Origin of the sequence: Ancylobacter sp. Lp-2, assembly GCF_020523795.1 — a bacterium.
GTDB lineage: Bacteria > Pseudomonadota > Alphaproteobacteria > Rhizobiales > Xanthobacteraceae > Ancylobacter.
In genome coordinates, this window is the sequence record NZ_JAJALI010000001.1 from 534,418 (window position 1) to 556,576 (window position 22,159).

Annotated in this window: 18 protein-coding genes; 10 read left to right on the forward strand and 8 right to left on the reverse strand. The window is 69.6% G+C overall.

Features of this window, described 5'->3' with window-relative positions; translation table 11 throughout:
* The first annotated feature begins 3 nt into the window (after nucleotides 1-3).
* From LGR54_RS02540 to LGR54_RS02550, 3 genes are all read left to right on the forward strand, one after another.
* The gene (locus LGR54_RS02540; RefSeq protein WP_230360396.1) at nucleotides 4-2,019 is read left to right on the forward strand and encodes a MacB family efflux pump subunit; all 2,016 of its coding nucleotides are present in this window, start codon (nucleotides 4-6) and stop codon (nucleotides 2,017-2,019) included.
* 161 nt (nucleotides 2,020-2,180) lie between these two features.
* Nucleotides 2,181-3,446 carry a phosphoribosylamine--glycine ligase gene (gene purD / locus LGR54_RS02545; protein WP_230360397.1) on the forward strand — a complete coding sequence of 422 codons (1,266 nt, stop codon included), beginning with the start codon at nucleotides 2,181-2,183 and terminating at the stop codon, nucleotides 3,444-3,446.
* Nucleotides 3,447-3,529: 83 nt separating this feature from the next.
* Nucleotides 3,530-4,435 (forward strand): patatin-like phospholipase family protein, encoded by a 906-nt coding sequence (locus LGR54_RS02550; RefSeq protein WP_230360398.1) that lies wholly within the window; start codon nucleotides 3,530-3,532, stop codon nucleotides 4,433-4,435.
* Between the two features lie 15 nt (nucleotides 4,436-4,450).
* Here the strand turns inward: LGR54_RS02550 and LGR54_RS02555 are convergent, their stop codons facing one another.
* Nucleotides 4,451-4,879 (reverse strand): nucleoside deaminase, encoded by a 429-nt coding sequence (locus LGR54_RS02555; RefSeq protein WP_230360783.1) that lies wholly within the window; start codon nucleotides 4,877-4,879, stop codon nucleotides 4,451-4,453.
* 128 nt (nucleotides 4,880-5,007) lie between these two features.
* On the opposite strand from LGR54_RS02555, the gene LGR54_RS02560 reads away from it, so the two are divergent.
* Both LGR54_RS02560 and rsmD read left to right on the forward strand, forming a co-directional pair.
* A complete protein-coding gene (locus LGR54_RS02560) occupies nucleotides 5,008-7,383 on the forward strand; it encodes a pseudouridine synthase (RefSeq protein ID WP_230360784.1) in 2,376 nt (791 codons plus the stop codon).
* 17 nt (nucleotides 7,384-7,400) lie between these two features.
* Nucleotides 7,401-7,970: a 16S rRNA (guanine(966)-N(2))-methyltransferase RsmD gene (gene rsmD / locus LGR54_RS02565; protein WP_230360399.1), complete on the forward strand. Its 570-nt coding sequence runs from the start codon at nucleotides 7,401-7,403 to the stop codon at nucleotides 7,968-7,970.
* 12 nt (nucleotides 7,971-7,982) lie between these two features.
* Here the strand turns inward: rsmD and LGR54_RS02570 are convergent, their stop codons facing one another.
* Nucleotides 7,983-8,765, reverse strand: a complete 783-nt coding sequence (locus tag LGR54_RS02570; RefSeq protein ID WP_230360400.1) for a carboxylesterase — start codon at nucleotides 8,763-8,765, stop codon at nucleotides 7,983-7,985.
* A gap of 303 nt (nucleotides 8,766-9,068) precedes the next feature.
* On the opposite strand from LGR54_RS02570, the gene infC reads away from it, so the two are divergent.
* Nucleotides 9,069-9,593: a translation initiation factor IF-3 gene (infC, locus tag LGR54_RS02575; RefSeq protein WP_230360401.1), complete on the forward strand. Its 525-nt coding sequence runs from the start codon at nucleotides 9,069-9,071 to the stop codon at nucleotides 9,591-9,593.
* A 146-nt stretch (nucleotides 9,594-9,739) separates the two neighbouring features.
* Here the strand turns inward: infC and LGR54_RS02580 are convergent, their stop codons facing one another.
* From LGR54_RS02580 to LGR54_RS02600, 5 genes are all read right to left on the reverse strand, one after another.
* Nucleotides 9,740-11,092: a folylpolyglutamate synthase/dihydrofolate synthase family protein gene (locus LGR54_RS02580; protein WP_230360402.1), complete on the reverse strand. Its 1,353-nt coding sequence runs from the start codon at nucleotides 11,090-11,092 to the stop codon at nucleotides 9,740-9,742.
* 16 nt (nucleotides 11,093-11,108) lie between these two features.
* On the reverse strand, nucleotides 11,109-12,044 hold the full coding sequence (gene accD, locus LGR54_RS02585) for an acetyl-CoA carboxylase, carboxyltransferase subunit beta (RefSeq protein ID WP_230360403.1): 936 nt from the start codon (nucleotides 12,042-12,044) through the stop codon (nucleotides 11,109-11,111).
* A gap of 133 nt (nucleotides 12,045-12,177) precedes the next feature.
* Nucleotides 12,178-13,017: a tryptophan synthase subunit alpha gene (gene trpA, locus LGR54_RS02590; RefSeq protein WP_230360404.1), complete on the reverse strand. Its 840-nt coding sequence runs from the start codon at nucleotides 13,015-13,017 to the stop codon at nucleotides 12,178-12,180.
* A complete protein-coding gene (trpB, locus tag LGR54_RS02595; protein ID WP_230360785.1) occupies nucleotides 13,014-14,192 on the reverse strand; it encodes a tryptophan synthase subunit beta in 1,179 nt (392 codons plus the stop codon). Before trpB ends, trpA begins: the two co-directional genes overlap by 4 nt.
* A 50-nt stretch (nucleotides 14,193-14,242) precedes the next feature.
* The gene (locus tag LGR54_RS02600; RefSeq protein ID WP_230360405.1) at nucleotides 14,243-15,025 is read right to left on the reverse strand and encodes a phosphoribosylanthranilate isomerase; all 783 of its coding nucleotides are present in this window, start codon (nucleotides 15,023-15,025) and stop codon (nucleotides 14,243-14,245) included.
* A gap of 225 nt (nucleotides 15,026-15,250) precedes the next feature.
* Between LGR54_RS02600 and cysP the strand changes: the two genes are divergently transcribed.
* The 3 genes from cysP to cysW all read left to right on the forward strand — a co-directional run bounded on the left by cysP (nucleotide 15,251) and on the right by cysW (nucleotide 18,183).
* A complete protein-coding gene (cysP, locus tag LGR54_RS02605) occupies nucleotides 15,251-16,270 on the forward strand; it encodes a thiosulfate ABC transporter substrate-binding protein CysP (RefSeq protein WP_230360406.1) in 1,020 nt (339 codons plus the stop codon).
* Nucleotides 16,271-16,480: 210 nt separating this feature from the next.
* Complete coding sequence (cysT, locus tag LGR54_RS02610) at nucleotides 16,481-17,302, forward strand: sulfate ABC transporter permease subunit CysT (protein WP_230360407.1); 822 nt, start codon at nucleotides 16,481-16,483, stop codon at nucleotides 17,300-17,302.
* A gap of 2 nt (nucleotides 17,303-17,304) precedes the next feature.
* Nucleotides 17,305-18,183, forward strand: coding sequence for a sulfate ABC transporter permease subunit CysW (cysW, locus tag LGR54_RS02615; protein WP_230360408.1), 879 nt, complete (start codon nucleotides 17,305-17,307; stop codon nucleotides 18,181-18,183).
* A 167-nt stretch (nucleotides 18,184-18,350) separates the two neighbouring features.
* On the opposite strand, the gene polA is transcribed toward cysW, so the two are convergent.
* Nucleotides 18,351-21,299, reverse strand: coding sequence for a DNA polymerase I (polA, locus tag LGR54_RS02620; RefSeq protein ID WP_230360409.1), 2,949 nt, complete (start codon nucleotides 21,297-21,299; stop codon nucleotides 18,351-18,353).
* Between the two features lie 103 nt (nucleotides 21,300-21,402).
* Here polA and truA point away from each other — a divergent pair, with 103 nt between their 5' ends.
* On the forward strand, nucleotides 21,403-22,152 hold the full coding sequence (gene truA / locus LGR54_RS02625; RefSeq protein ID WP_230360410.1) for a tRNA pseudouridine(38-40) synthase TruA: 750 nt from the start codon (nucleotides 21,403-21,405) through the stop codon (nucleotides 22,150-22,152).
* The last annotated feature ends 7 nt before the right edge of the window (nucleotides 22,153-22,159 follow it).

Here is a 22,159-nt window from a genome sequence, read left to right on the forward strand (position 1 = left end):
GCGATGAGCGCGGACATCACCAGCGACACCGAGATCCGGGCGCTCGAGGCGGCCGCCGGGTCGCCACCGGGCGTGCCGATCGTCGAGCTCGTCGAGGTGAGCCGGCTCTATCCGAATGGCGAGACGGTGGTGCGGGCGCTCGACCGGGTGTCGCTGTCGATCTTGCCCGGCGAGTTCATCGCCATCATGGGGCAGTCCGGTTCGGGCAAGTCGACGCTGATGAACATCGTCGGCTGCCTCGACCGGCCGAGCAATGGCCGCTACCGCGTCGCCGGGGTCGATGTCGCCGGGCTCGATCCCGACGCGCTGGCGCATCTGCGCTGTGCCACCTTCGGTTTCGTGTTCCAGCGCTACAATCTGCTGCCGAGCCTGACGGCGGCGGAGAATGTCGAGATTCCCGCCATCTATGCCGGCTTGCCCAAGGAGCGACGGGTGTCGCGTGCCCATGCCCTGCTCGCCCGGCTCGGCCTCGCCGAGCGCGCCGAGCACCGGCCGAGCCAGCTCTCCGGCGGCCAGCAGCAGCGCGTCTCCATCGCCCGCGCGCTGATGAACGCCGCGCCGGTGATCCTCGCCGACGAGCCGACCGGCGCGCTGGACAGCCGCTCCGGCGAGGAGGTGCTGGCGCTGCTCACCGAGCTGAACGCCGAGGGCCACACCGTCATCCTCATCACCCACGACGCCGAGGTGGCGGCGCATGCAAGGCGCATCGTGCGCTTCCAGGACGGGCATATCGTCTCCGACGAGCCGACGCCCCGCGCGGCGCTGCCTCCGCCCTCCGCCCCGCCGAAGCCGGCCGGCCATCTGGAAGAGCGTGGCGGTCTCGCCCGCTTCGTGCCGGATCTCGCCGAGGCGGTGCGCATGGCCTTCGCCTCCATGTACGCCAACCTGTTCCGCACCGTGCTGACGTTGCTCGGCATTGTCATCGGCGTCGCCTCGGTGATCACCATGCTGGCGGTGGGCGATGGCGGCAAGAAGCAGGTGCTGGAGCGCATCGCCCAGATCGGCACCAACCTTTTGATCGTCCGGCCGGGAGCGGTGGGCATCCGCACCTCCGGCGACAATGCCACGCTGCTGCCGGAGGACGCCGATGCGCTGCGCGTCATCCCCGGCCTCGGCGCGGTGGCGCCGGAGCGCACCGGCCGCTACACCATGCGCTTCGGCTCCGAGGATTATTTCACCCAGATCACCGGCACCACGGCCGACTATCTCGCTGCGCGCGACTGGCCGATGGAGCGCGGGGTGATGTTCTCCGCCGACGACGTGAAAGCCTATGCGCCGGTGCTGGTGTTAGGACAGACCGTCGCCCGCAACCTGTTCGGCGAGGACGACCCGATCGGCCGCTACGTGCTGGTCAAGAACGTGCCGTACCAGGTGATCGGCATTCTCGGCGCGCGCGGTGCCAACGCCTTCGGCCAGGACCAGGACGACGTGGCGCTGGTACCGCTCTCCACCGGCTTCGTGCGGGTGTTCGGCCGCCGCTTCGTCAATTCGGTGACGCTGAAGGTGGACGACGCCGCCAACATCCCCGCCGTCGAGCGCGAGGTGACGCGCATCCTCAGCGAGCGCCACCAGGCCGAGGACTTCCAGGTCCGCAACACCGCGCAGTTCCTCGAAACCGCGGTGGCGACGCAGGAGACGCTGACGCTGGTGCTGGGCTGCGTCGCGGCGATCTCGCTGATCGTCGCCGGCATCGGGGTGATGAACATTATGCTGGTGAGCGTCACCGAGCGCACCCGCGAGATCGGTATCCGCATGGCGACCGGCGCGCGCATGAGCAACATCATGCTGCAGTTCAACACCGAGGCGCTGGTGGTGTGCGGCGTCGGCGGCGCCGTCGGCGTGGTGCTGGGCCTCGGCGCGGCGGTGGTGCTGGGGATGCTGGGCGTCAACATCGTGCTGTCACTGCTGCCGCCGCTGCTCGCCTTCGGCTGCGCCTTCCTCACCGGGCTGATCTTCGGCTATCTGCCGGCGCGCAAGGCGGCGGGGATGGATCCCGTGGTGGCGCTCGCCTACGAATAGGCGGGTTTCCGGTCCGCTGGTCCTCTTATGTCGCCCTCCGTTCGAGGCGCCCTGTTGGAGGCGCCCGATTCGCAGCGCCCTCTTGCCCCGAGGGGCGTGGTCGTCTAGGCGAAGCGCGGATCGGATGACGCGCAGCCGGGTGGCGCAAAGGGAGACGAGGCATGAAGGTTCTGCTGCTGGGTTCGGGCGGCCGCGAGCATGCACTCGCCTGGAAGCTGGCGCAGAGCCCGTCGCTCACCGCGCTGATCGCCATTCCCGGCAATCCGGGCATCGCCGAGCATGCCCGCTGCATTGAGACCATCCCGCTCACCGACCATGACGCCATCGTCTCGGTCTGCGCCGCCGAGAAGATCGACCTGGTGGTGGTCGGCCCCGAGGCGCCGCTGGTCGATGGCATTACCGACCGGCTGACCGCCGAGGGCATCAACGTGTTCGGCCCGCGCCGGGTGGCCGCGCAGCTGGAAGGCTCCAAGCTGTTCACCAAGGAGCTGTGCCGCCAGCACGACATCCCGACCGCCGCCTTCGGTCGCTTCTCGCAGGCGGAGGCCGCGCGCGACTTCGTGCGCCGGCGCGGCGCGCCGATCGTGCTGAAGGCGGACGGGCTGATGGCCGGCAAGGGCGTCGTCGTCGCCATGACGCTGGAGGAGGCGCTCGCCGCCGTCGACGAGGTGTTCGCCATGGGCACCCCCGGCACCGAGATCCTCATCGAGGAATTCCTCGAAGGCGAGGAAGTGAGCTTCTTCTGCCTGGTCGACGGCGAGACGGTGCTGCCCTTCGGCTCGGCGCAGGACCACAAGCGCGCCTTCGACGGCGACCAGGGGCCGAACACCGGCGGCATGGGCGCCTATTCGCCGGCGCCGGTGTTCACCGCCGAGATGGAGCGCCGCACGCTCGCCGAGATCGTCAAGCCGACCGCCCGCGCGCTGGCCGACGGCGACAGCCCCTATCGCGGCGTGCTGTTCGCCGGGCTGATGATCACCATCGATGGGCCCAAGCTCATTGAATACAATGTCCGCTTCGGCGACCCGGAGTGCCAGGTGCTGATGCTGCGGCTGGAGGGCGACCTGCTGGAGCTGCTTTACGCCACCGCCACCGGCGCGCTGGCCGATGAGCGGGTGTCGATGGCGCCGGACGCCGCCATCACCGTGGTCATGGCCGCGCGCGGCTATCCCGGCTCCTATGAGAAGGGCACGCCGATCAACGGCGTCGAGGTCGCCGGCGCGACGCCGGGCGTGCATGTCTTCCACGCCGGCACGCGGCGCGAGGGCACGCAGCTACTGGCCAATGGCGGGCGTGTGCTCAACGTCACCGCCATCGGCGCCAATGTCGCCGAGGCGCGCGAGCGTGCCTATGACGCGGTGGCGCGCATCGACTGGCCGGAAGGCTTCTGCCGCTCCGACATTGCCTGGCGGGCGCTGGCGGAATAGGCGCCGGGCGTATCGGCCGGCGTGTCATGGAAACTACCGCGGCCGTTCAAACAAATGCCGCGGAATCGTGCGAGACAGCCGCCATGGACGATCCTCACGCCGCGCGCGGACGTCACGCGCCGCCTCACGAACCGGTTCTTTCCTCGCATGGCGTTCCCGTCGCCGGGCGCGAGCCTTCGCTCGCCGTGGCGCTGGGCTCGGGCGGCGCGCGCGGGCTATCGCACATTCTGGTGCTGGAGGCGCTGGACGAGCTCGGTATCCGCCCGGTCGCCATTGCCGGTGCCTCGATCGGCGCGCTGATCGGCGCCGCCTATGCCTCCGGCATCCCGGCGCTGGAGCTCCGCCACATGGTGTCGGGCCTGATGAAGGATCGCGGCGAGGTGATGCGGCGTCTGCTCGCCGCGCGGGTCGGGCGCATCGCCGATTTGTTCGGCGGGCTGGGCAATCCGGTGTTGCTCGATGCCGAGAAGTTCCTCGAAGGGTTCTTGCCCGCTTCGGTGCCGGAGCGTTTCGACGAGCTGGCGATCCCCCTGCATGTAGTTGCCACCAATTACTGGGCCCGGCGCGAGCAGGTGATGCACTCCGGCGATATCCGCCCGGCGGTGGCGGCCTCGCTGGCGATCCCCGGGCTGATCCGCCCGGTGGTGCATGGTGGCCATACGCTGGTTGATGGTGGCGCGGTCAACCCGCTGCCCTTCGACCTGTTGCGGCTGCGCGCCGACAAGGTGCTGGCGGTGGACATCACCGGCGGTCCGGGCGGCGAGGTGCGCGGCGTGCCCCGTCCCTTCGACGCCATGTTCGCGGCGCTGCAGATCATGGCCGGCTCGATCGTCGCCGAGAAGCTGAAATCCGGCGCGCCGGACATACTGATCCGGCCCAATGTCGACAATTTCCGCGTGCTGGACTTCTTCCGCGCCGCCGCGATCTTCAAGGCGGCCGAGCCGGTGAAGGACGAGGTGAAGCGCCGCGTCGAGGCGGTGCTGGCGTAGTCGCCTCCCTTTAGGCTAGCGTCGCGCGGAAAAGAACGATTTCAGCAGCGTCGCAGCCTCGGTTGCCCCGATCCCGTCATAGATCTCCGGCACATGGTGGCAGGTGGGCGCCGAGAAGAAGCGCACGCCGGATTCGACTGCCCCGCCCTTGGGGTCGGCGGCGCCGTAATATAGCCGGCGCAGCCGGGCCCAGGCGATGACGCCGGTGCACATGGTGCAGGGCTCCAGCGTCACATAGAGATCGCAGTCGGAGAGCCGGTCGGTGCCTAGACGCGCCGCCGCCTGACGGATCGCCAGCATCTCGGCATGCGCCGAGGGATCGGCGAGTTCACGGGTGCGGTTGCCGTCCGCTGCCACGATGTCGCCTTCGCGTACCACCACCGCGCCGACCGGCACCTCGCCGCGCTCGGCGGCCTTTCTCGCTTCCTGAAGCGCCCGATCCATGAAATCGGGCCGTGCCGGGTGGCTCTTCTCGTCGTCGTTCAACCGTTCGTGTCCCAAATGCTCGCGTCCGCGCCAAGGACGTGATAGCACCGCCGACCAAAGTTTCGGATATTTCCCAAATGGCCAAAATGCCCCCGCGCAATCCGCCGCGTCCGCCCGCCGCGCCCCGCAAGGAACAAAACCGCGTGCCGCGCGCACCGCGCAACCTTGCCCCCGCCGAGCCGAAGGAGGCGGAGCGCGTCGCCAAGGTGATCGCCCGAGCCGGCCTTGGCTCGCGCCGCGAGATCGAGGAGTGGATCGGCGAGGGCCGGGTGGCGGTGAATGGCGAGGTGCTCGACACCCCCGCCCGCACCGTGACGGCGGAGGACGCGATCACCGTCGACGGCCGCCCGCTGCCGGCCAAGGAGCGCACGCGGCTATTCCTCTACCATAAGCCCAAGGGCGTGGTGACCACCAATTTCGATCCCGAGGGGCGCCCGACCCTGTTCGAGATCCTGCCCGAGGGCCTGCCGCGCCTGGTCTCGGTTGGCCGGCTCGACCTCAATACCGAAGGCCTGATCCTGCTCACCAATGATGGCGGCCTGTCGCGGGTGCTGGAGCTGCCGGAGACCGGCTGGCTGCGCCGCTACCGCGTGCGCGCCAAGGGTGAGATCACCCAGGACAAGCTCGACGCGCTGATCGGCGGCATCACCGTCGACGGCGTGCATTACGGTCCGATCGAGGCGGTGCTGGACCGGGTGCAGGGCGCCAATTCCTGGCTGACGCTGGCGCTGCGCGAGGGCAAGAACCGCGAAGTGCGTAATGTCCTCGGTTCGCTCGGCCTCGAGGTGAACCGGCTGATCCGCCTGTCCTACGGCCCGTTCCAGCTCGGCGAGATCGCGCAGGGCGCCGTCGATGAAGTGCGCACCCGTGTGCTCGCCGACCAGCTCGGCCCCGAACTGTCCGCCGCTGCCGCCGCCGATTTCGACGGCCCGCTTTTCGTCTATGACGGCTCGGACGAGGAGGCGCCGCGTCCGCCGGCGCGTGGCAAGGCGGCGCGCTATGCCAAGCCGGAAGGCGCTGAGGACCGGCATCGCCGCAAGCCGATCGACACCGAGGCAAGCGCCGAGCGCCAGGTGACCGCCGGGATCGTCGCCGACCGCAAGGGCCGCAAGGTGCTGGTGCAGCGGGTGAAGAGCAACGCGCCGGAGCCGGAGCCCGAGCGGGCGCCGCCGCGCGGCCGCCGCGCCGAGGGCGAGCGTCCGTTCCGCAAGCGTGAGGATGGCGACCGGCCGTTCCGCAAGCGCGACGGCGAGGAGCCTCCCGCCCGTGGTCCGCGCCGCGAGGAGGGGGGCGAGCGCACCTTCCGCCCGCGTCCGCCGCGCGAGGAGGGCGAGCGCGCCGAGCGCCCGTTCCGTCCGCGCGACGAGCGTCCGGATGGCGAGCGTCCGTCCCGCGCCCGCAGCGAGCGTCCGCGCCGCGAGGATGGCGAGCGTCCGTTCCGCAGCCGCGACGGCGAGGAGCGTCCCGCCCGTGGACCGCGTCGCGAGGAGGGCGGTGAGCGCAGCTTCCGTCCGCGTCCGCCACGTGAGGAGGGCGAGCGCGCCGAGCGTCCGTTCCGTCCGCGCGCCGAACGCCCGGAGGGTGAGCGCTCGTTCCGTGCCCGTAGCGAGCGTCCGCGCCGCGACGAGGAAGGCGGCGAGCGCAGCTTCCGTCCGCGTCGCGAGGATGGCGAGCGTCCGTTCCGCAGCCGCGACGGCGAGGAGCGTCCCGCCCGTGCCCCGCGTCGCGAGGAAGGCGAGCGCACCGAGCGCGCTTTCCGTCCGCGCACGCCGCGCGAGGAAGCCGCGGCCGCCCGGCCCTTCCGCTCGCGTTCCGACGAGGGCGGTTTCCGCTCGCGCGAGCAGGGTGAGCGTCCGTCTCGCTCCCGTCCGCCCCGTGAGGAGGGGGAACGCGGCGAACGTCCCTTCCGTCCGCGTGGCGAGCGTGTGGAGGGTGAACGTCCCTTCCGTCCCCGTGCTGACCGGCCGGAGGGCGACCGTCCCTTCCGCAAGCGGGAAGAGGGCGAGCGTCCGTTCCGTTCCCGCGATGGCGAGGAGCGGCCGGCGCGTGCGCCGCGTCGCGAGCAGGGCGAGCGCCCGTTCCGCGAGCGCTCCTTCCGCGGCGAGGGCAGCGACCGGCCCTATAGCGGCCGGGTGAAGTCGGAGGAGACCGGGCGCGGCCGTCCGTTCCGCTCCGGCGAAGACGGCGAGCGTCGCGAGGGCCGCCCCGGTGCCGGTGGCAAGAGTGCCGGCGGCAAGACCTATGGTGCGAAGAACTTCGCCGGCGACAAGCCGCGCGGTGAGCGCGCCTTTGGCGACAAGCCCGGCGGGCGCCCCGCCGGCAAGTTCGCCGGCAAGCCGGGCGGCGGCAAAGGTTTCGGCGGAAAGGGCTCCGGCGGCAAGCCCGGCGGTGGCAAGCCGCGCGGGGACCGGCCGTCTGGCGGCCCGTCGAAGCCACGCGGCCCGCGTACGCCGCGTAGCTGACCGCGGGAAGGCGGGCGATGCGCATCGTCGGCGGCCGTTTTGGCGGCCGGCCCCTGCGGGGGCCGAGCTCCAGCGCGACCCGTCCCACCACCGACCGGCTGCGCGAGGCGTTGTTCAACGTCCTCGCGCATGCCTATGACGACGCGGCCGACGGCGCGCGAGTGCTGGATCTGTTCGCCGGCACCGGCGCGCTTGGCCTCGAGGCCTTGTCGCGCGGGGCGAAATTTGTGGTGTTCGTCGAGGAGGCGTCCGAACCGCGCGGGCTGATCCGGGCCAATATCGAGGCGCTCGGGCTCGGCGGCATCACCCGCATCTTCCGTCGGGACGCGACCAAGCTTGGCACCGCCTTCGCCAGCGACGCCTTCGACCTCGTCTTCTGCGACCCGCCCTATGGCCACGGCCTCGCCGAGAAGGCGCTGGAGGGCGCGCGTGACGGTGGCTGGCTGGCACCGGGCGCGCTCGTTCTCGTCGAGGAAGCCGTGCAGTCCGGCTTCACGCCGCCGGACGGCTTCACCGAGCTTGAGCGCCGGCGCTACGACACCACCGAGGTGGTCTTCCTGCGCGCCCCGGGCGGCGCGGCCGATTAGCGGCCGGGCGTCCTAGAGCGAGGCCACGGCGGCGAGCAGGCGCTCGATGTCCTCCGGACGCGACAGCCGATGGTCGCCGTCCTTGACCAGCGTCGCCACCACGTCGTCCTCGGCGAGGCAGGTGACCAGCTTCATCGCGTGGCGCCACGGCACCACGTCGTCGGCGACACCCTGAAGGATCCGCACCGGGCAGCCGACCGCGAAGGGTTCGCCGAGCACCATGTGCCGTCGCCCGTCCTCGATCAGCTTCAGGGTGATCGGGCTGCTTCCATGCTCGGATTCGCGGTACCAGACGCCTTTCTCGACCAGTTCGGTGCGAATTTCCGGCGTCATCGCCTTCCACATCAGCTCTTCGGTGAAGTCCGGCGCCGGGGCGATCAGCACAAGGCCGGCGAGCCGTTTGTCGCCCCGCGCGGCAAGCGCCCGCGCCAGCAGCAGTGAGATCCAGCCGCCCATCGAGGAGCCGACGACGATCTGCGGCCCTTGGGTGCAGCGGTCGAACACCGCGACCGCATCCTCGGCCCAGTCGGAGATCGTGCCGTCGATGAAGTCGCCGCCGGATTCGCCATGGCCGGAATAGTCGAACCGCACCACCTGGCGGCCCTGGGCGGCGCCCCATTTCGCCAGTTCCTCGGCCTTGGTGCCGCGCATGTCCGAGAGATAGCCGCCGCACCACAACAGGCCGGGGGCGCCCTCCTCGCTGCGCCCCGGCGTCGTGCGCACCGCGATGCGTCGCGCCGGCTGGCCGACATCGATGAAGCGCGCCTCGGTGAGATCCGGCGTGTCGTCGGCCATTCGCGTCCTCGCTGCCCCGTGTCCATGAGTGTGCCGACCCGGCGGAATCGGCCGGCCAGCGACGCACTCAAGGCGTCGCGGATGCCGAAAAGCAACATCAAAAGGCAGGGTTGCGGAGGAAATTGCTCATTATCGCGGCTTTCCGGCCTTCTTACCTAAGGTAAGACCGTTGACTTCCGCCGGGTTTGTACCGATGTTCTGCGACCGTTTTACACGCGCGTGAGCGAGCCGGCCGGCCTGTCCCGAGACGCGCGGTGAGATGTATCCGGAACGTCAGAGGAGAAGACCCCCATTCGTCGCCCCATGAGAGCCGCCGTGCCTGAGAAGGAAGGCCCGCGCGTCAACGAAGACATCCGTATCCGTGAAGTCCAGCTCATCGACCAGGACGGGCAGAATCGCGGCGTCGTGCCGACGCGCGATGCCATTGCCCTGGCGCAGGAAGCTGGCCTCGATCTCGTCGAGATCGCGCCGAACTCGGTACCGCCTGTCTGCAAGATCCTCGATTACGGCCGCTTCAAGTACCAGAACCAGAAGAAGGCCAGCGAGGCGCGCAAAAAGCAGCACGTCGTCGAGATCAAGGAAATCAAGCTGCGTCCCGGCATCGACACCCATGACTACGAGGTGAAGATGAAGGCGATCCACCGCTTTTTCGAGGAAGGCGACAAGGTGAAGGTCACCCTGCGCTTCCGCGGTCGCGAGATGGCGCACCAGGAGCTCGGCTACAAGCTGCTCAACAAGGTCAAGGAAGAGCTGGCCCCGATCGCCAAGGTCGAGTCCGAGCCGCTGCTGGAAGGCCGGCAGATGATCATGGTGCTGGCGCCGCGCTGAGCGCGGCCGCCCGTCGCCGATCCCTGTTTCACGCGACAGCAACCGGGCCCTGGCGGGCGCCGGTGCTTTCGCACGTCCGCAGGATGGGCTCGTGCGGCGGCTCCATCGGTGTCCCCGCCATCCGGCGTAGGGGAGACCGGTAGAACCTATTCCGGCAGGTTGCCGTTTTCCCCCAGCACCGCGCCGGCGAGATAGAGCGAGCCGGCGATCAGCACCCGTGGCGCCGGCGCCACCGGGAAGGCGGCGAGCCCGTCGAGAGCGGCAACCACGCTCGGCGCCGTCGAGGACGAGATGCCGTGCGCCGCGCCGGCGGCCGCGACCTCCTCCGGCGTGCGGCCCTTGTGGTCGCCCGGCACCGGCACGGCGATGAGCTCGCGCGCCAGCCCGGCGAAGGGGGCGAGGAAGGCACCCGAATCCTTGGTGCCGAGCATGCCGACGATCAGCACCAGCGGGCGTGGCACCCGGTCCTCGATATCGGCCAGCGCCGCGGCGAGCGCCTGTCCACCGGCGGCGTTGTGGCCGCCGTCGAGCCAGACGTCGACGCCTTCCGGCGCATGGGCGGTGAGCGGACCGGGGCCAAGCCGCTGCAGCCGCGCCGGCCATTCAGCCGCGCGCACGCCTTCCTCGAAGGCGAGGGGCGGCAGCGCCAGCGACGGCACGGCAAGCCCGGCGACCCGCAGCGCCTCGACGGCGAGGCCGGCATTCTCGATCTGGTGCGGGCCGACCAGGCGCGGGCGCGGCAGGTCGAACAGCCCGTGCTCGTCCGCGACGATCAGTCGGCCGCCCTCGTCATGCGCCTGGAACTGCTCGCCCATGATGGTGAGCGGCGCGCGCATCCGCGCGGCCTGCCGCTCGATGACCCGCAGCGCCGCCTCGTTCTGCCGGCCGATCACCGCCGGCACGCCGGGCTTCAGGATGCCGGCCTTCTCGCCGGCAATGGCGGCGACCGTCTCGCCGAGGAAGTCGACATGGTCGATGGACACCGGCGTGATGACGCTGACCAGCGCGCTCTCCACCACATTGGTCGCGTCGAGCCGGCCGCCGAGGCCGACTTCCAGCAGCAGTACGTCGGCTTCCACTTCGGCGAACAGCAGGAAGGCCGCCGCGGTGGTGATCTCGAAGAAGGTGATCGGCTCGCCGCCATTGGCCTTCTCCGCCCGGTCGAGCGCGTCGACCAGCCGGGCATCCTCGACGAGGCGGCCGGCGAGGCGGATACGCTCGTTGAAGCGCACCAGATGCGGCGAGGTGTAGACGTGCACCCGCTTGCCGGCGGCTTCCAGTATCGCCCGCATGAAGGCGACGGTGGAGCCCTTGCCATTGGTGCCGGCGACATGGATCAGCGGCGGCAGCCGGCGCTCGGGATGGCCGAGCCGCGCCATCAACCGCTCCATGCGGTCGAGCGACAGGTCGATCAGCTTGGGATGCAGCGCCAGCAGCCGCTCGAAGATGGCGTCGATGGGCGGGCTGGCGCCGTCGCCGGCGGCCGGGAGGGCAGGCACGGCAGTCACCCTCGCGTCAGGAAGCCGCCGGAGCGGCGGGAACGGCGACAGCGTCCGGCGTCGCGGCCGGTTCCTCGGCACGCGCCGGCGCCGCCTCGACGGCGGGCGCGCGCATCAGCAGCCGGCACAGCCGGGCGAGGGTAGCGCGCATGTCGTGCCGGTGCACCACCATGTCGACCATGCCGTGCTGGCGCAGGAATTCCGAGCGCTGGAAGCCGTCGGGCAGCTTCTCGCGGATAGTCTGCTCGATGACGCGCGGGCCGGCAAAGCCGATCAGCGCGCCCGGCTCGGCGAGATGCACGTCGCCCAGCATGGCGTAGGAGGCGGTAACGCCGCCGGTGGTCGGGTTGGTGAGCACGACGATATAGGGCAGCCGCGCCTCGCGCAGTTCCTGCACCGCGCAGGTGGTGCGCGGCATCTGCATCAGCGAGAGGATGCCCTCCTGCATGCGGGCACCGCCGGAGGAGGCGAAGATGATGAAGGGGGTGCCCCGGGCCGCGGCGGTCTCCAGCCCGGTGACGATGGCCTCGCCCGCCGCCATGCCGAGCGAGCCGCCCATGAAGCCGAAATCCTGCACGGCGACGGTCACCGGCAGGCCTTCGAGCTTGCCATAGCCGACCTTCAGCGCGTCCTGCGCCCCGGTCTTGGTGCGGGCGTCCTTCAGCCGGTCGGTGTAGCGCTTCTCGTCGCGGAACTTCAGCGGGTCGGCGACGACCGACGGCAGGGCGATGTCGTACCATTTGCCGCCGTCGAAGGTGGCGCGCAGCCGGGCCGTCGGTTCCATGCGCATGTGATAGCCCGAGCCTGGGATCACGTGCAGATTGGCCTCGAGATCCTTGTGGAACACCATCTGCCCGGTCTCGGGGCACTTCACCCACAGGTTCTCCGGCACTTCCCGGCGATTGAGGAAGCTGTTGAGCTTGGGGCGGACGACGTTCGAGATCCAGTTCAAGGGCTCGGCTCCGAGGTGGTCGAGGCGGCGCGCGGCGGCACCGGCCTGCATCTGGTCACGCTGCAAGTGATTACGCAGCGAGTGGTTACGCAGCAAGTAATCATGCAGCAAGGCGAGGAAAAGGCGGTCCCCGCTATTCGGCGGCCGCCGGCCGCGCCGTGCGCACCGCTTCCGCCAGCGCCGAGACGAGGCGGGTGACGGCCGGGATGGTGGCGGGCGTCGCCTTCTCCTCGGCGTCGAGCGTACCGCGCAGCGCGTCGATCAGCGCCGAGCCCACCACCACGCCGTCGGCATTGGCGGCGATGGCGGCGGCCTGCGCCGGCGTCTTGACGCCGAAGCCGACCGCCACCGGGAGCGGCGTGTGCGCCTTGATCCGCGTCACCGCCTGCGCGACGGCACCGGCATCCGCCGAGCCCGCGCCGGTGATGCCGGCGATCGAGACGTAGTAGACGAAGCCCGCCGTGTTCTTCAGCACCGCCGGCAGGCGCTTATCGTCGGTGGTCGGGGTGGCCAGGCGGATGAAGGCGAGGCCGGCGGCGAGCGCCGGCAGGCACAGCTCGTTGTCCTCTTCCGGCGGCAGGTCGACCACCACCAGCCCGTCGACACCGGCCGCCTTGGCGTCCACCAGGAAGCGCTCGACGCCGTAAATATAGACCGGGTTGTAGTAGCCCATCAGCACCACCGGCGTGGTGGTGTCGGTCTCGCGGAAGGCGCGCACCATGGCGAGCGTCTTGACCAGCGTCTGGCCGTTCTTCAGCGCGCGCAGGCCGGCGGCCTGGATCGCCGGGCCGTCGGCCATCGGATCGGTGAACGGCACGCCGAATTCGATGACGTCGGAGCCGGCGGCCGGCAGCGCCTTCAAGAGCGCCAGCGAGGTGTCGTGGTCCGGGTCGCCGGCGGTGACGAAGGTGACGAGCGCAGCGCGGCCCTCGCGGGCGCAGGCCTCGAAGCGTTGGGTGAGGCGCGAGCTCATATGCGGGTTCCCAGAATGTCCGCCACCTGCGGGATGTCCTTGTCGCCGCGGCCGGAAAGGTTGACCACCATCAGGTGGTCCTTCGGCAGTGTCGGCGCGAGGTCGATGACCTTGGCGAGCGCATGCGCCGGCTCCAGCGCCGGAATGATGCCCTCGAGGCGCGACACCAGCTGGAAGGCGGCCAGCGCCTCCTCGTCGGTCGCCGAGATGTAGTTGGCGCGTCCGGTGTCGTGCAGCCAGGAATGCTCCGGGCCGATGCCGGGATAGTCGAGGCCGGCGGAGATGGAATGCGCCTCGGCGATCTGGCCGTCGTCGTCCATCAGGAGATAGGTGCGGTTGCCGTGCAGCACGCCCGGCCGTCCGCCGGTGAGCGAGGCGGCATGCTGGCCGCTCGGAATGCCGTGGCCGGCGGCCTCGACGCCCCAGATCTTGACGTGCGGATCGTCGAGGAAGGGGTGGAACAGGCCCATGGCGTTGGAGCCACCGCCGATGCAGGCGATCAGGCTGTCCGGCAGCCGGCCCTCCTGTTCGAGCATCTGGGCGCGGGTCTCGTGACCGATGATCGACTGGAAGTCGCGCACCATCGCCGGATAGGGGTGCGGGCCCGCCACCGTGCCGATGCAGTAGAAGGTGTCGTGCACGTTGGTCACCCAGTCGCGCAGCGCCTCGTTCATGGCGTCCTTCAGCGTCTTGGCGCCGGCCTGCACCGGCACCACCTCGGCGCCGAGCATCTTCATGCGGAACACGTTGGGCGCCTGCCGGGAGACGTCGAGCGCGCCCATATAGACGACGCACTTCAAGCCGTAGCGGGCGCACAGCGTCGCGGTGGCCACACCGTGCTGGCCGGCGCCGGTCTCGGCGATGATGCGCGGCTTGCCCATGCGGCGGGCGAGCAGGATCTGGCCGAGCACGTTGTTCACCTTGTGCGAACCCGTGTGGTTCAGTTCCTCGCGCTTGAAATAGATCTTGGCGCCCAGACCCTCGCCGGCACCGGCGCGCAGGTGCTCGGTCAGCCGCTCGGCGAAATAGAGCGGGCTAGGACGGCCGACATAGTGCTTCAGCCCGGCATCCATCTCCGCCTTGTAGGCGGGGTCCGCCTTGGCGTCCTGATAGGCCTTTTCCAGATCGAGGATCAGCGGCATCAGGGTCTCGGCGACGAAACGGCCGCCGAACATGCCGAAATGCCCGCTCTCGTCGGGGCCGGTACGGAAGGAGTTGGGTGCGTTCACGACGTGGAGCTCGTTAGGTTGGCGGGGCTCGTCTGCTCTGCCGGCAGCGGTGTTGCCGGCAGGGGTTCCGCCGGCGAGCCGGCGACGGGTTCGAAGTGGCGCGCGGCTTCCCGCGCGTGACGGATGAAGGCGGCGATCCGCGCCGGATCCTTGATGCCGGGCGCGCTCTCCACGCCGGACGAGACGTCGACCGCCCGCGCCTGGGTAATGGCCAGCGCCTGCCCGACATTTTCAGGCGTCAGCCCCCCTGACAGCATGAAGGGCTTTGCGAGGTCAAGGCCGCGCAGCAGATTCCAGTCGAACGGCACGCCATTGCCGCCGGGCAGCGCCGCGCCCCTGGGCGGTTTGGCATCCAGCAGCAGCCGGTCGGCGACGTCCTCATAGGCGGGCAGGCCGGCGAGATCCTCCGCTCCGGCGATGCCGACGGCCTTCCAGATCTCGAGCCCGAAACGGTTCCTGATCGCGCGGACGCGTTCCGGGGTTTCGTGACCGTGCAGCTGGAGGATGTTGGGGCGCACGGCGGCGACGATTGCGTCGAGCTCGGCGTCGCCGCCGTCGACGGTCAGGGCCGCCACGCGAACGCGGCTGCGGGCCTGCCCGTGCATGGGAGCGGCCGCCCGGCCCCGCGCGCGTTCGGCCAGCGCGGCGGCATCGGCGAGGGCGACATGGCGCGGGCTCTTCGGAAAAAAGACGAGGCCGACCATGTCGGCACCGGCGGCAAGCGCCGCGTCCAGCGCCTCCGGCGTCTTCAGCCCGCAGATCTTGATCTCGATGGCCACGCGCATCACTCCTCGGCGCTGCCACTAGCACGGAACCAGCCGTCGGCGCGAGTTTTTGCAGGTTGTTGCCGGCCCGGCCGGATGGAAGGCCGGATGGAAGGATCGCCGGGGAACGCGGATTCACCCTTCCGTCACGACAATCGCCATGCTAAATCAATTTCGACTGTGGAATTGTTATTTCCACAAATTTTAATCGATAAATCATCGCCGTCTGGAGACTACGCCATGCGCCTGTCGCGCCGCCTCGTCCTCGCCGCCGCCCTGGCGCCCCTCGTGCTCTCGGCGGCCGTGCCGCCCGCGCGGGCCGCCGAGCCGACCTCGATCCTCAACGCCTCCTACGACATCGCCCGCGAGCTGTTCGAGGCGATCAACGCCAAGTTCGAGCCGAGCTACAAGGCGAAGACCGGCAAGGAGATCAAGGTCAACCAGAGCCATGCCGGCACCTCCAAGCAGGCGCGCTCGATCGTCGAGGGCCTGGAGGCGGACGTCGTCACCTTCAACCAGATCACCGACATCCAGTTCCTGGTCGACAAGGGCTTCGTCGCCAAGGACTGGCAGACCCGGCTGCCCAACGCTGCGTCGCCCTGGTATTCCTTCCCCGCCTTCCTGGTGCGCGCCGGCAATCCCAAGAATGTGAAGAACTGGGACGACCTCGTCCGCGACGACGTCAAGCTGGTGTTCCCCAACCCGAAGACCTCGGGCAATGGCCGCTACACCTACATCGCCGCCTATGCCTTCGCGCTGGAGAAGTTCAACGGCGACGAGGCCAAGGCCGACGCGTTCGCCAAGAAACTGCTCTCCAACGTCGTCGTCTTCGACACTGGCGGGCGCGGTGCCACCACCTCCTTCGTCGAGCGCGAGCAGGGCGACGTGCTGATCACCTTCGAGGCGGAGGTCATCAGCGCCAAGGAGGCCTACAAGGAAAAGAACTTCCAGGTCGTGGTGCCGCCGGTGAGCCTGCTCGCCGAGTTCCCGGTCGCGGTGGTCGACAAGGTGGTCGACAAGCGCGGCTCGCGGCAGGTGGCGACCGACTACCTGACCTGGCTCTATTCCACCGAAGGCCAGACCATCGCCGCGCAGGCCAATAACCGCGTCGTCGACAAGGAGGTGGCCGAGCAGTTCAAGGACAAGTTCGCCCCGGTGCGCCTCGTCAAGGTCGAGGACGTGTTCGGCGGCTGGGACAAGCTGCAGAAGGCCCACTTCGTCTCCGACGGCAAGCTCGACCAGCTCTTCGTCGGCAAGTGAGGCGGACTTCCTCTCCCGCCTGGGGCCACGCGGCGCCGGGCGGGGAGCGAAGCGCAGATCGGGAATGGCCGGATCACATCCGGCCATTTTCCGTTCCGTCGTCGTGAAAATCGGTCTCGCACTGGACATTGGCGGATAAGTGCGGCATGGCCGGTCCTGCACCGGCCATCGGCCGAGAAGTGGCCGTCGCCGGGGGAAGGAGCCGAGCCGTTGAACCGCGTCATACCGGGCTTCGGACTGTCGCTCGGCATCACCCTGCTCTATCTCAGCCTCATCGTGCTGCTGCCGCTGGGCGCGCTGGTCTGGCAGGCGCTGGACGTCGGCTGGGAGCGCTATCTCGCCATCCTTTCCGGCCCGCGCACCGCCACCGCCTTCCGCATCACCTTCGCCACCGCCGCGCTCGCCACCGCCTTCAACTGCGTCTACGGCCTTGCGCTGGCCTGGGTGCTGGCGCGCTATGAGTTTCCCGGCAAGCGGCTGCTCGACGCGCTGGTCGACGTGCCCTTCGCCCTGCCGACCGCGGTGGCCGGCCTCGCGCTGTCGGCGCTGTTCGTCAAGAATGGCTGGTTCGGCGGTCCGCTGGCCGCGCTCGGCATCGACGTCGCCTACACGCCGCTCGGCATCGCCATCGCCATGGCCTTCACCTCGATCCCCTTCGTGGTGCGCACCGTGCAGCCGGTGCTGGAGGACCTGCATGCCGATGTCGAGGAGGCCGCCGCCACGCTGGGCGCCTCGGACCGGCGCATCTTCGCCACGGTGATCTTCCCGGCGATCTTCCCCGCCTTTCTCACCGGGGCGTCGCTGTCCTTCGCGCGCTCGCTCGGCGAGTTCGGGGCGATCATCTTCATCGCCGGCAACCTGCCGATGAAGACCGAGGTGGTGTCGCTGCTCACCTTCATCCGCATCGAGGAATATGACTACCCGGCCGCCGCCGCCATCGCCGCGACGCTGCTCGCCACGGCCTTCGTGATGCTGTTCCTCGTCAACATGATCCAGCTGTGGCAGCAGCGGCGGATCGGATCGGCGGACTGAAGATGGCCGCACCTCCCACCATTCCCCGCCCGCGCAAGGACGGTCTCGGCGCCCGCGTGCGCGTCGGCAGCGGCGCGGCGACCCGCCGGGTGCTGATCGGCGCGGTGCTGCTGGTCACCGCGCTCATCCTGGTGGCACCGCTCGCCGCCATCTTCGCCGAGGCGCTGAAGCATGGTTGGGGCGCCTATGCCGCGTCCTTCGCGGCGCCCGACACACAATACGCCATCTGGCTGACACTGATCACCGCGCTGGTGGTGGTGCCGATCAATATCGGCTTCGGCATCGCCGCCGCCTGGTGCATCGCCAAGTTCTCCTTCCCCGGTCGCAACCTCCTGGTGGCGCTGGTGGAGCTGCCGTTCTCGATCTCGCCGATCATCGCCGGCGTCGCCTATCTGTTCGTCTATGGCGCGCAGGGGCTGCTCGGGCCGACGCTGGAGGCCTGGGACATCAAGATCATGTTCGCGGTGCCCGGCATCATGCTGGCGAGCCTGTTCGTCACCGCGCCCTTCGTCGCCCGCGAGCTGATCCCGCTGATGATCGCCCAAGGCTCCGAGGAAGAGGAGGCGGCGGTGACGCTCGGCGCCGGCGGCTGGCGCATATTGCGGCTGGTGACGCTGCCCAATGTCCGCTTCGCCCTGCTCTACGGCGCGGCCCTGTGCAATGCGCGGGTGATGGGCGAGTTCGGCGCGGTGTCCATCGTCTCCGGCAACATTCGCGGCCAGACCAACACCCTGCCGCTGCAAATCGAGCTGCTCTACCAAGATAACAACGCGGTGGCGGCGTTCGCGGTGGCGACGCTGCTCACCGCCGTGGCGCTGGTGACGCTGGTCGCCAAGGCGATCATCGAGCGGCTGGATCGCGCGCGGGAAGCCGCGCACTGAGGCCTTCCCTACCCTCTCCCCATTGGGGAGAGGTGGCCCGCGTAGCGGGTCGGTGAGGGGAGACGACATCGGGAAGCCAGGAAGGCCCCTCACCCCGGCCCTCTCCACTGCACTCGGGTACATCCGAGTGCAGTGGAGAGGGCGCGGGGAGAGGGAGCAACCCCGCTTCAATGCGCCTCGTCCCAATTGGCGGCGGCGCGGGCGTCCACCTTCAGCGGCACGTTGAGCGACACCGCCGGCATCGGCGCCTCCTCCATCACCCGCGTGATCACCGGGATGGTGGCCTCGATCTCGGCATCCGGTACCTCGAAGATCAGTTCGTCATGCACCTGCAGCAGCATGCGGGCTTCCAGCTTGGCCGCCGCCAGCGCCGCGTCCATGCGCGCCATGGCGCGGCGGATGATGTCGGCCGCCGAGCCTTGCAGCCGGGCATTGATCGCCGCGCGCTCGTTGAAGGCGCGGATCGACGGGTTCTTGGCTGAAATGTCCGGGTAGTGGCAGCGCCGGCCGAACAGCGTCTCCACATAGCCGTGCTCGCGGGCGAAGTTGCGCGTCTCATCCATATAGGCGCGGATGCCGGGGAAGCGCTCGAAATAGCGCTTGATGTAGGCGCCGGCCTCCTCGCGCGGGATCGACAGCTGGTTGGCGAGGCCGAACGCCGAGATGCCGTAGATGATGCCGAAATTGATCGCCTTGGCCCGCCGGCGCACCTCGCTCGGCATGCCGGCGATCGGCACGCCGAACATTTCCGAGGCGGTCATGGCGTGGATGTCGAGCCCGTCCTGGAACGCCTGGCGCAGCGAAGGGGTGTCGGCGATCTCGGCGAGCAGCCGCAGTTCGATCTGCGAATAGTCGGCCGAGACCAGCTTGTGGCCGGGCGCGGCGACGAAGGCCTTGCGGATCTTGCGGCCTTCCTCGCTGCGCACCGGGATGTTCTGCAAGTTCGGCTCGGAGGAGGAGAGGCGGCCCGTGGTGGTCGCCGCCAGCGCGAAGGAGGTGTGCACCCGGCCGGAATGCGGGTTCACATAGGTCGGCAGCGCGTCGGCATAGGTGGATTTCAGCTTCTGCAGCTGCCGCCAGTCGAGGATGCGGCGCGGCAGCTCGTGGCCCTGCTCGGCGAGCTCCTCCAGCACGTCGGCGCCGGTCGACCAGGCGCCGGTCGGGGTCTTGCGCCCGCCGGGGATCTGCATCTTGCCGAACAGGATGTCGCCGAGCTGCTTGGGCGAGCCGGGATTGAAACTCTCCCCCGCCATCCCGGAGATTTCCGCCTCCAGCCGCGCCATGCCCTGCGCGAAATCGCCGGACAGCCGCGAGAGCATCTGCCGGTCGATGAGGATGCCCCGCCGCTCCATATTGGCGAGCACGGTGACCAGCGGCCGCTCCAGCGTCTCGTAGACGGTGCTCTTGCGCTCGGCGACGAGGCGGGCCTTCAGCACCTCCCACAGCCGCAGCGTGACGTCGGCATCCTCGGCCGCATACTCCACCGCCTTCTCGATGGCGACCTTGTCGAAGGTGACGGCGCCTTTACCCTTGCCGGCGACTTCCTCGTACTTGATCGGCGTGTGGTTGAGCCAGCGCATGGAGAGCGGGTCCATGCCGTGCGGCGAGGCACCGGCGTCGAGCACGTAGGAGAGCAGCATCGTGTCGTCATAGGGAGCGATCTCGATGCCGTAGCGGGCGAGGATCAGCCAGTCATATTTGAGGTTCTGGCCGATCTTCAGCACGCCCGCGTCCTCAAGCAGCGGCTTGATGGTCGCGATCGCTTCGGCGAGCGGGATCTGGCCGGGGATCATGCCCTCGCTGAACAGCCCGTCACCGGCGCCGACATGCTGGAGCGGCACGTAGCAGGCCTCGTTGGGCGCCAAGGCGAGCGAGAAGCCGATCAGCTCGGCCTGCATGGCATCGAGCGAATTGGTCTCGGTGTCGATGGCGACGAAGCCGGCTTCGAACGCCTTGCCCACCCAGGCCCGCAGCCGGGCGATGTCCATCACCGTCTCGTAGCGGGATCGATCCACCGGCGTCTTGGCGGCGGCCTCGACGCGCGCCACCGCCCGAGCGCTCGGCGACGCCAGGCCATCCGTCGCGGCGCCGGCCGGCGCCGCTGTCCCGGCCTCCGTCGCTTCCGGCTCCACCAGCCCCGCCGCCTCGGCGAAGGCGAGCGAGGCCGGCGCGCCGGCCATCAGCTTCGGATCCGGCTCGATGGCGGCGGCCTCGATCTCATAGGCCTCGGCGACACGGCGGGTCAGGGTGGTGAATTCCATCGCCTTGAGGAAGGCGACCAGCCGCTTGCCCTCCGCTTCCACCACGGCGATCTCGTCGAGCGGTACCTCGACCGGTACGTCGCGCTTCAGCGTCACCAGCTCGCGCGACAGCCGCGCCTGATCGGCGAACTCGATCAGGTTCTCGCGGCGCTTGGTCTGTTTGATCTCGCTCGCGCGGGCGAGGAGCGTATCGAGGTCGCCATAGTCAGCGAGCAGCTGCGCGGCGGTCTTGATGCCGATGCCCGGCACGCCCGGCACGTTGTCCACCGAATCGCCGGCCAGCGACTGCACGTCGATCACCTTGTCCGGGGTGACGCCAAACTTCTCGAACACCTCGTCGACGCCGATCGACTTGTCCTTCATCGGGTCGTACATGCGGACATTGTCGTCGACCAGCTGCATCAGGTCCTTGTCGGAGGAGATGATGGTGACCCGGGCGCCGCGCTTCTTCGCCTGCTCGGCATAGGTGGCCATGATGTCGTCGGCCTCGAAGCCGGCCTGCTCGACGCAGGCGAGGTCGAAGGCGCGGGTGGCCTCACGGATCAGCGGGAATTGCGGGATCAGGTCTTCCGGCAGGTCCGGGCGCTGCGCCTTGTAGAGCGGGTAGATGTCCTTGCGGAAGGTCTGCTCCGACTTGTCGAACACCACCGCGAGATGGGTCGGGGCGGGGGAGAAGCCCTGCGCCCGCACCAGCTTCCACAGCATGTTGCAGAAGCCGGCCACCGCGCCCACGGGGAGCTTGTCGGACGAGCGGGTGAGCGGCGGCAGCGCGTGATAGGCACGGAAGATGTAGGCCGAGCCGTCGATCAGCACGACATGGTCGTTCGGGTCTACGATGTCGGTGCGGTCGGTCATGTCAGGCTCCTGTCGGGCGCGCACGATGCCCCAAGCGCCTTGGCCGGAGCAAGGGCGGGAGGTGAGATAGTGACGGGACGGCGCGGCGGCGCTAGACAGCCCCATGCCCCGCTACAAGCTCACCATCGAATATGACGGCACGCCCTTCGTCGGCTGGCAGCTTCAGGCTGTCGGCGCCACGGTGCAGGGTGCGCTCACCGACGCGGTGGAACGCTTCGCCGGCGAGCGCGTGCATGTGCAGGGTGCCGGGCGCACCGATGCCGGCGTGCACGCCACCGGGCAGGTCGCCCATATCGAGCTGGCGAAGCATTGGCGCCCCGACACGGTGCGCGATGCGATGAACGCGCATCTGCGCCCGCTGCCGGTGGCAGTGCTGGCGGCGGAAGTGGCGGCGGACGATTTCCATGCCCGCTTCTCGGCGATCGGCCGGCGCTATCTCTACCGCATCATCGTGCGCCGTCCCGATCTGGTGCTCGACCGCGACCGGGCGTGGCGGGTGCTGCGCCCGCTCGACGCGCAGGCGATGGCGGAGGGCGCGCGGCAGCTGGTCGGCCGGCACGACTTCACCACCTTCCGGGCCATTGGCTGCCAGGCCAATTCGCCGGTGAAGACGCTGGACCGGCTGGAGGTGGAGACGGCGCCGCTCGACTTCGGCACAGAGATCCGTGTGCACGCGGCGGCGCGGTCCTTCCTGCACCATCAGGTGCGCTCGATGGTCGGCACGCTGGTGAAGGTCGGCGAGGGTGCCTGGACGCCCGGCGACGTCAAGGCGGCGCTGGAGGCGCGGGACCGCACGCGCTGCGGCCCGATGGCGCCGTCGGCGGGGCTGTATCTGGCGGAAGTGACGTATTGAGTGACCT

Coding starts and splice junctions, on each gene's coding strand:
- LGR54_RS02540 (WP_230360396.1), top strand. CDS start 4: ATGAGCGCGGACATCACCAGCGACACCGAGATCCGGGCGCTCGAGGCG.
- purD (WP_230360397.1), top strand. CDS start 2,181: ATGAAGGTTCTGCTGCTGGGTTCGGGCGGCCGCGAGCATGCACTCGCC.
- LGR54_RS02550 (WP_230360398.1), top strand. CDS start 3,530: ATGGACGATCCTCACGCCGCGCGCGGACGTCACGCGCCGCCTCACGAA.
- LGR54_RS02555 (WP_230360783.1), bottom strand. CDS start 4,879: ATGGATCGGGCGCTTCAGGAAGCGAGAAAGGCCGCCGAGCGCGGCGAG.
- LGR54_RS02560 (WP_230360784.1), top strand. CDS start 5,008: ATGCCCCCGCGCAATCCGCCGCGTCCGCCCGCCGCGCCCCGCAAGGAA.
- rsmD (WP_230360399.1), top strand. CDS start 7,401: ATGCGCATCGTCGGCGGCCGTTTTGGCGGCCGGCCCCTGCGGGGGCCG.
- LGR54_RS02570 (WP_230360400.1), bottom strand. CDS start 8,765: ATGGCCGACGACACGCCGGATCTCACCGAGGCGCGCTTCATCGATGTC.
- infC (WP_230360401.1), top strand. CDS start 9,069: ATGAGAGCCGCCGTGCCTGAGAAGGAAGGCCCGCGCGTCAACGAAGAC.
- trpA (WP_230360404.1), bottom strand. CDS start 13,017: ATGAGCTCGCGCCTCACCCAACGCTTCGAGGCCTGCGCCCGCGAGGGC.
- trpB (WP_230360785.1), bottom strand. CDS start 14,192: ATGTTCGGCGGCCGTTTCGTCGCCGAGACCCTGATGCCGCTGATCCTC.
- cysP (WP_230360406.1), top strand. CDS start 15,251: ATGCGCCTGTCGCGCCGCCTCGTCCTCGCCGCCGCCCTGGCGCCCCTC.
- cysW (WP_230360408.1), top strand. CDS start 17,305: ATGGCCGCACCTCCCACCATTCCCCGCCCGCGCAAGGACGGTCTCGGC.
- polA (WP_230360409.1), bottom strand. CDS start 21,299: ATGACCGACCGCACCGACATCGTAGACCCGAACGACCATGTCGTGCTG.
- truA (WP_230360410.1), top strand. CDS start 21,403: ATGCCCCGCTACAAGCTCACCATCGAATATGACGGCACGCCCTTCGTC.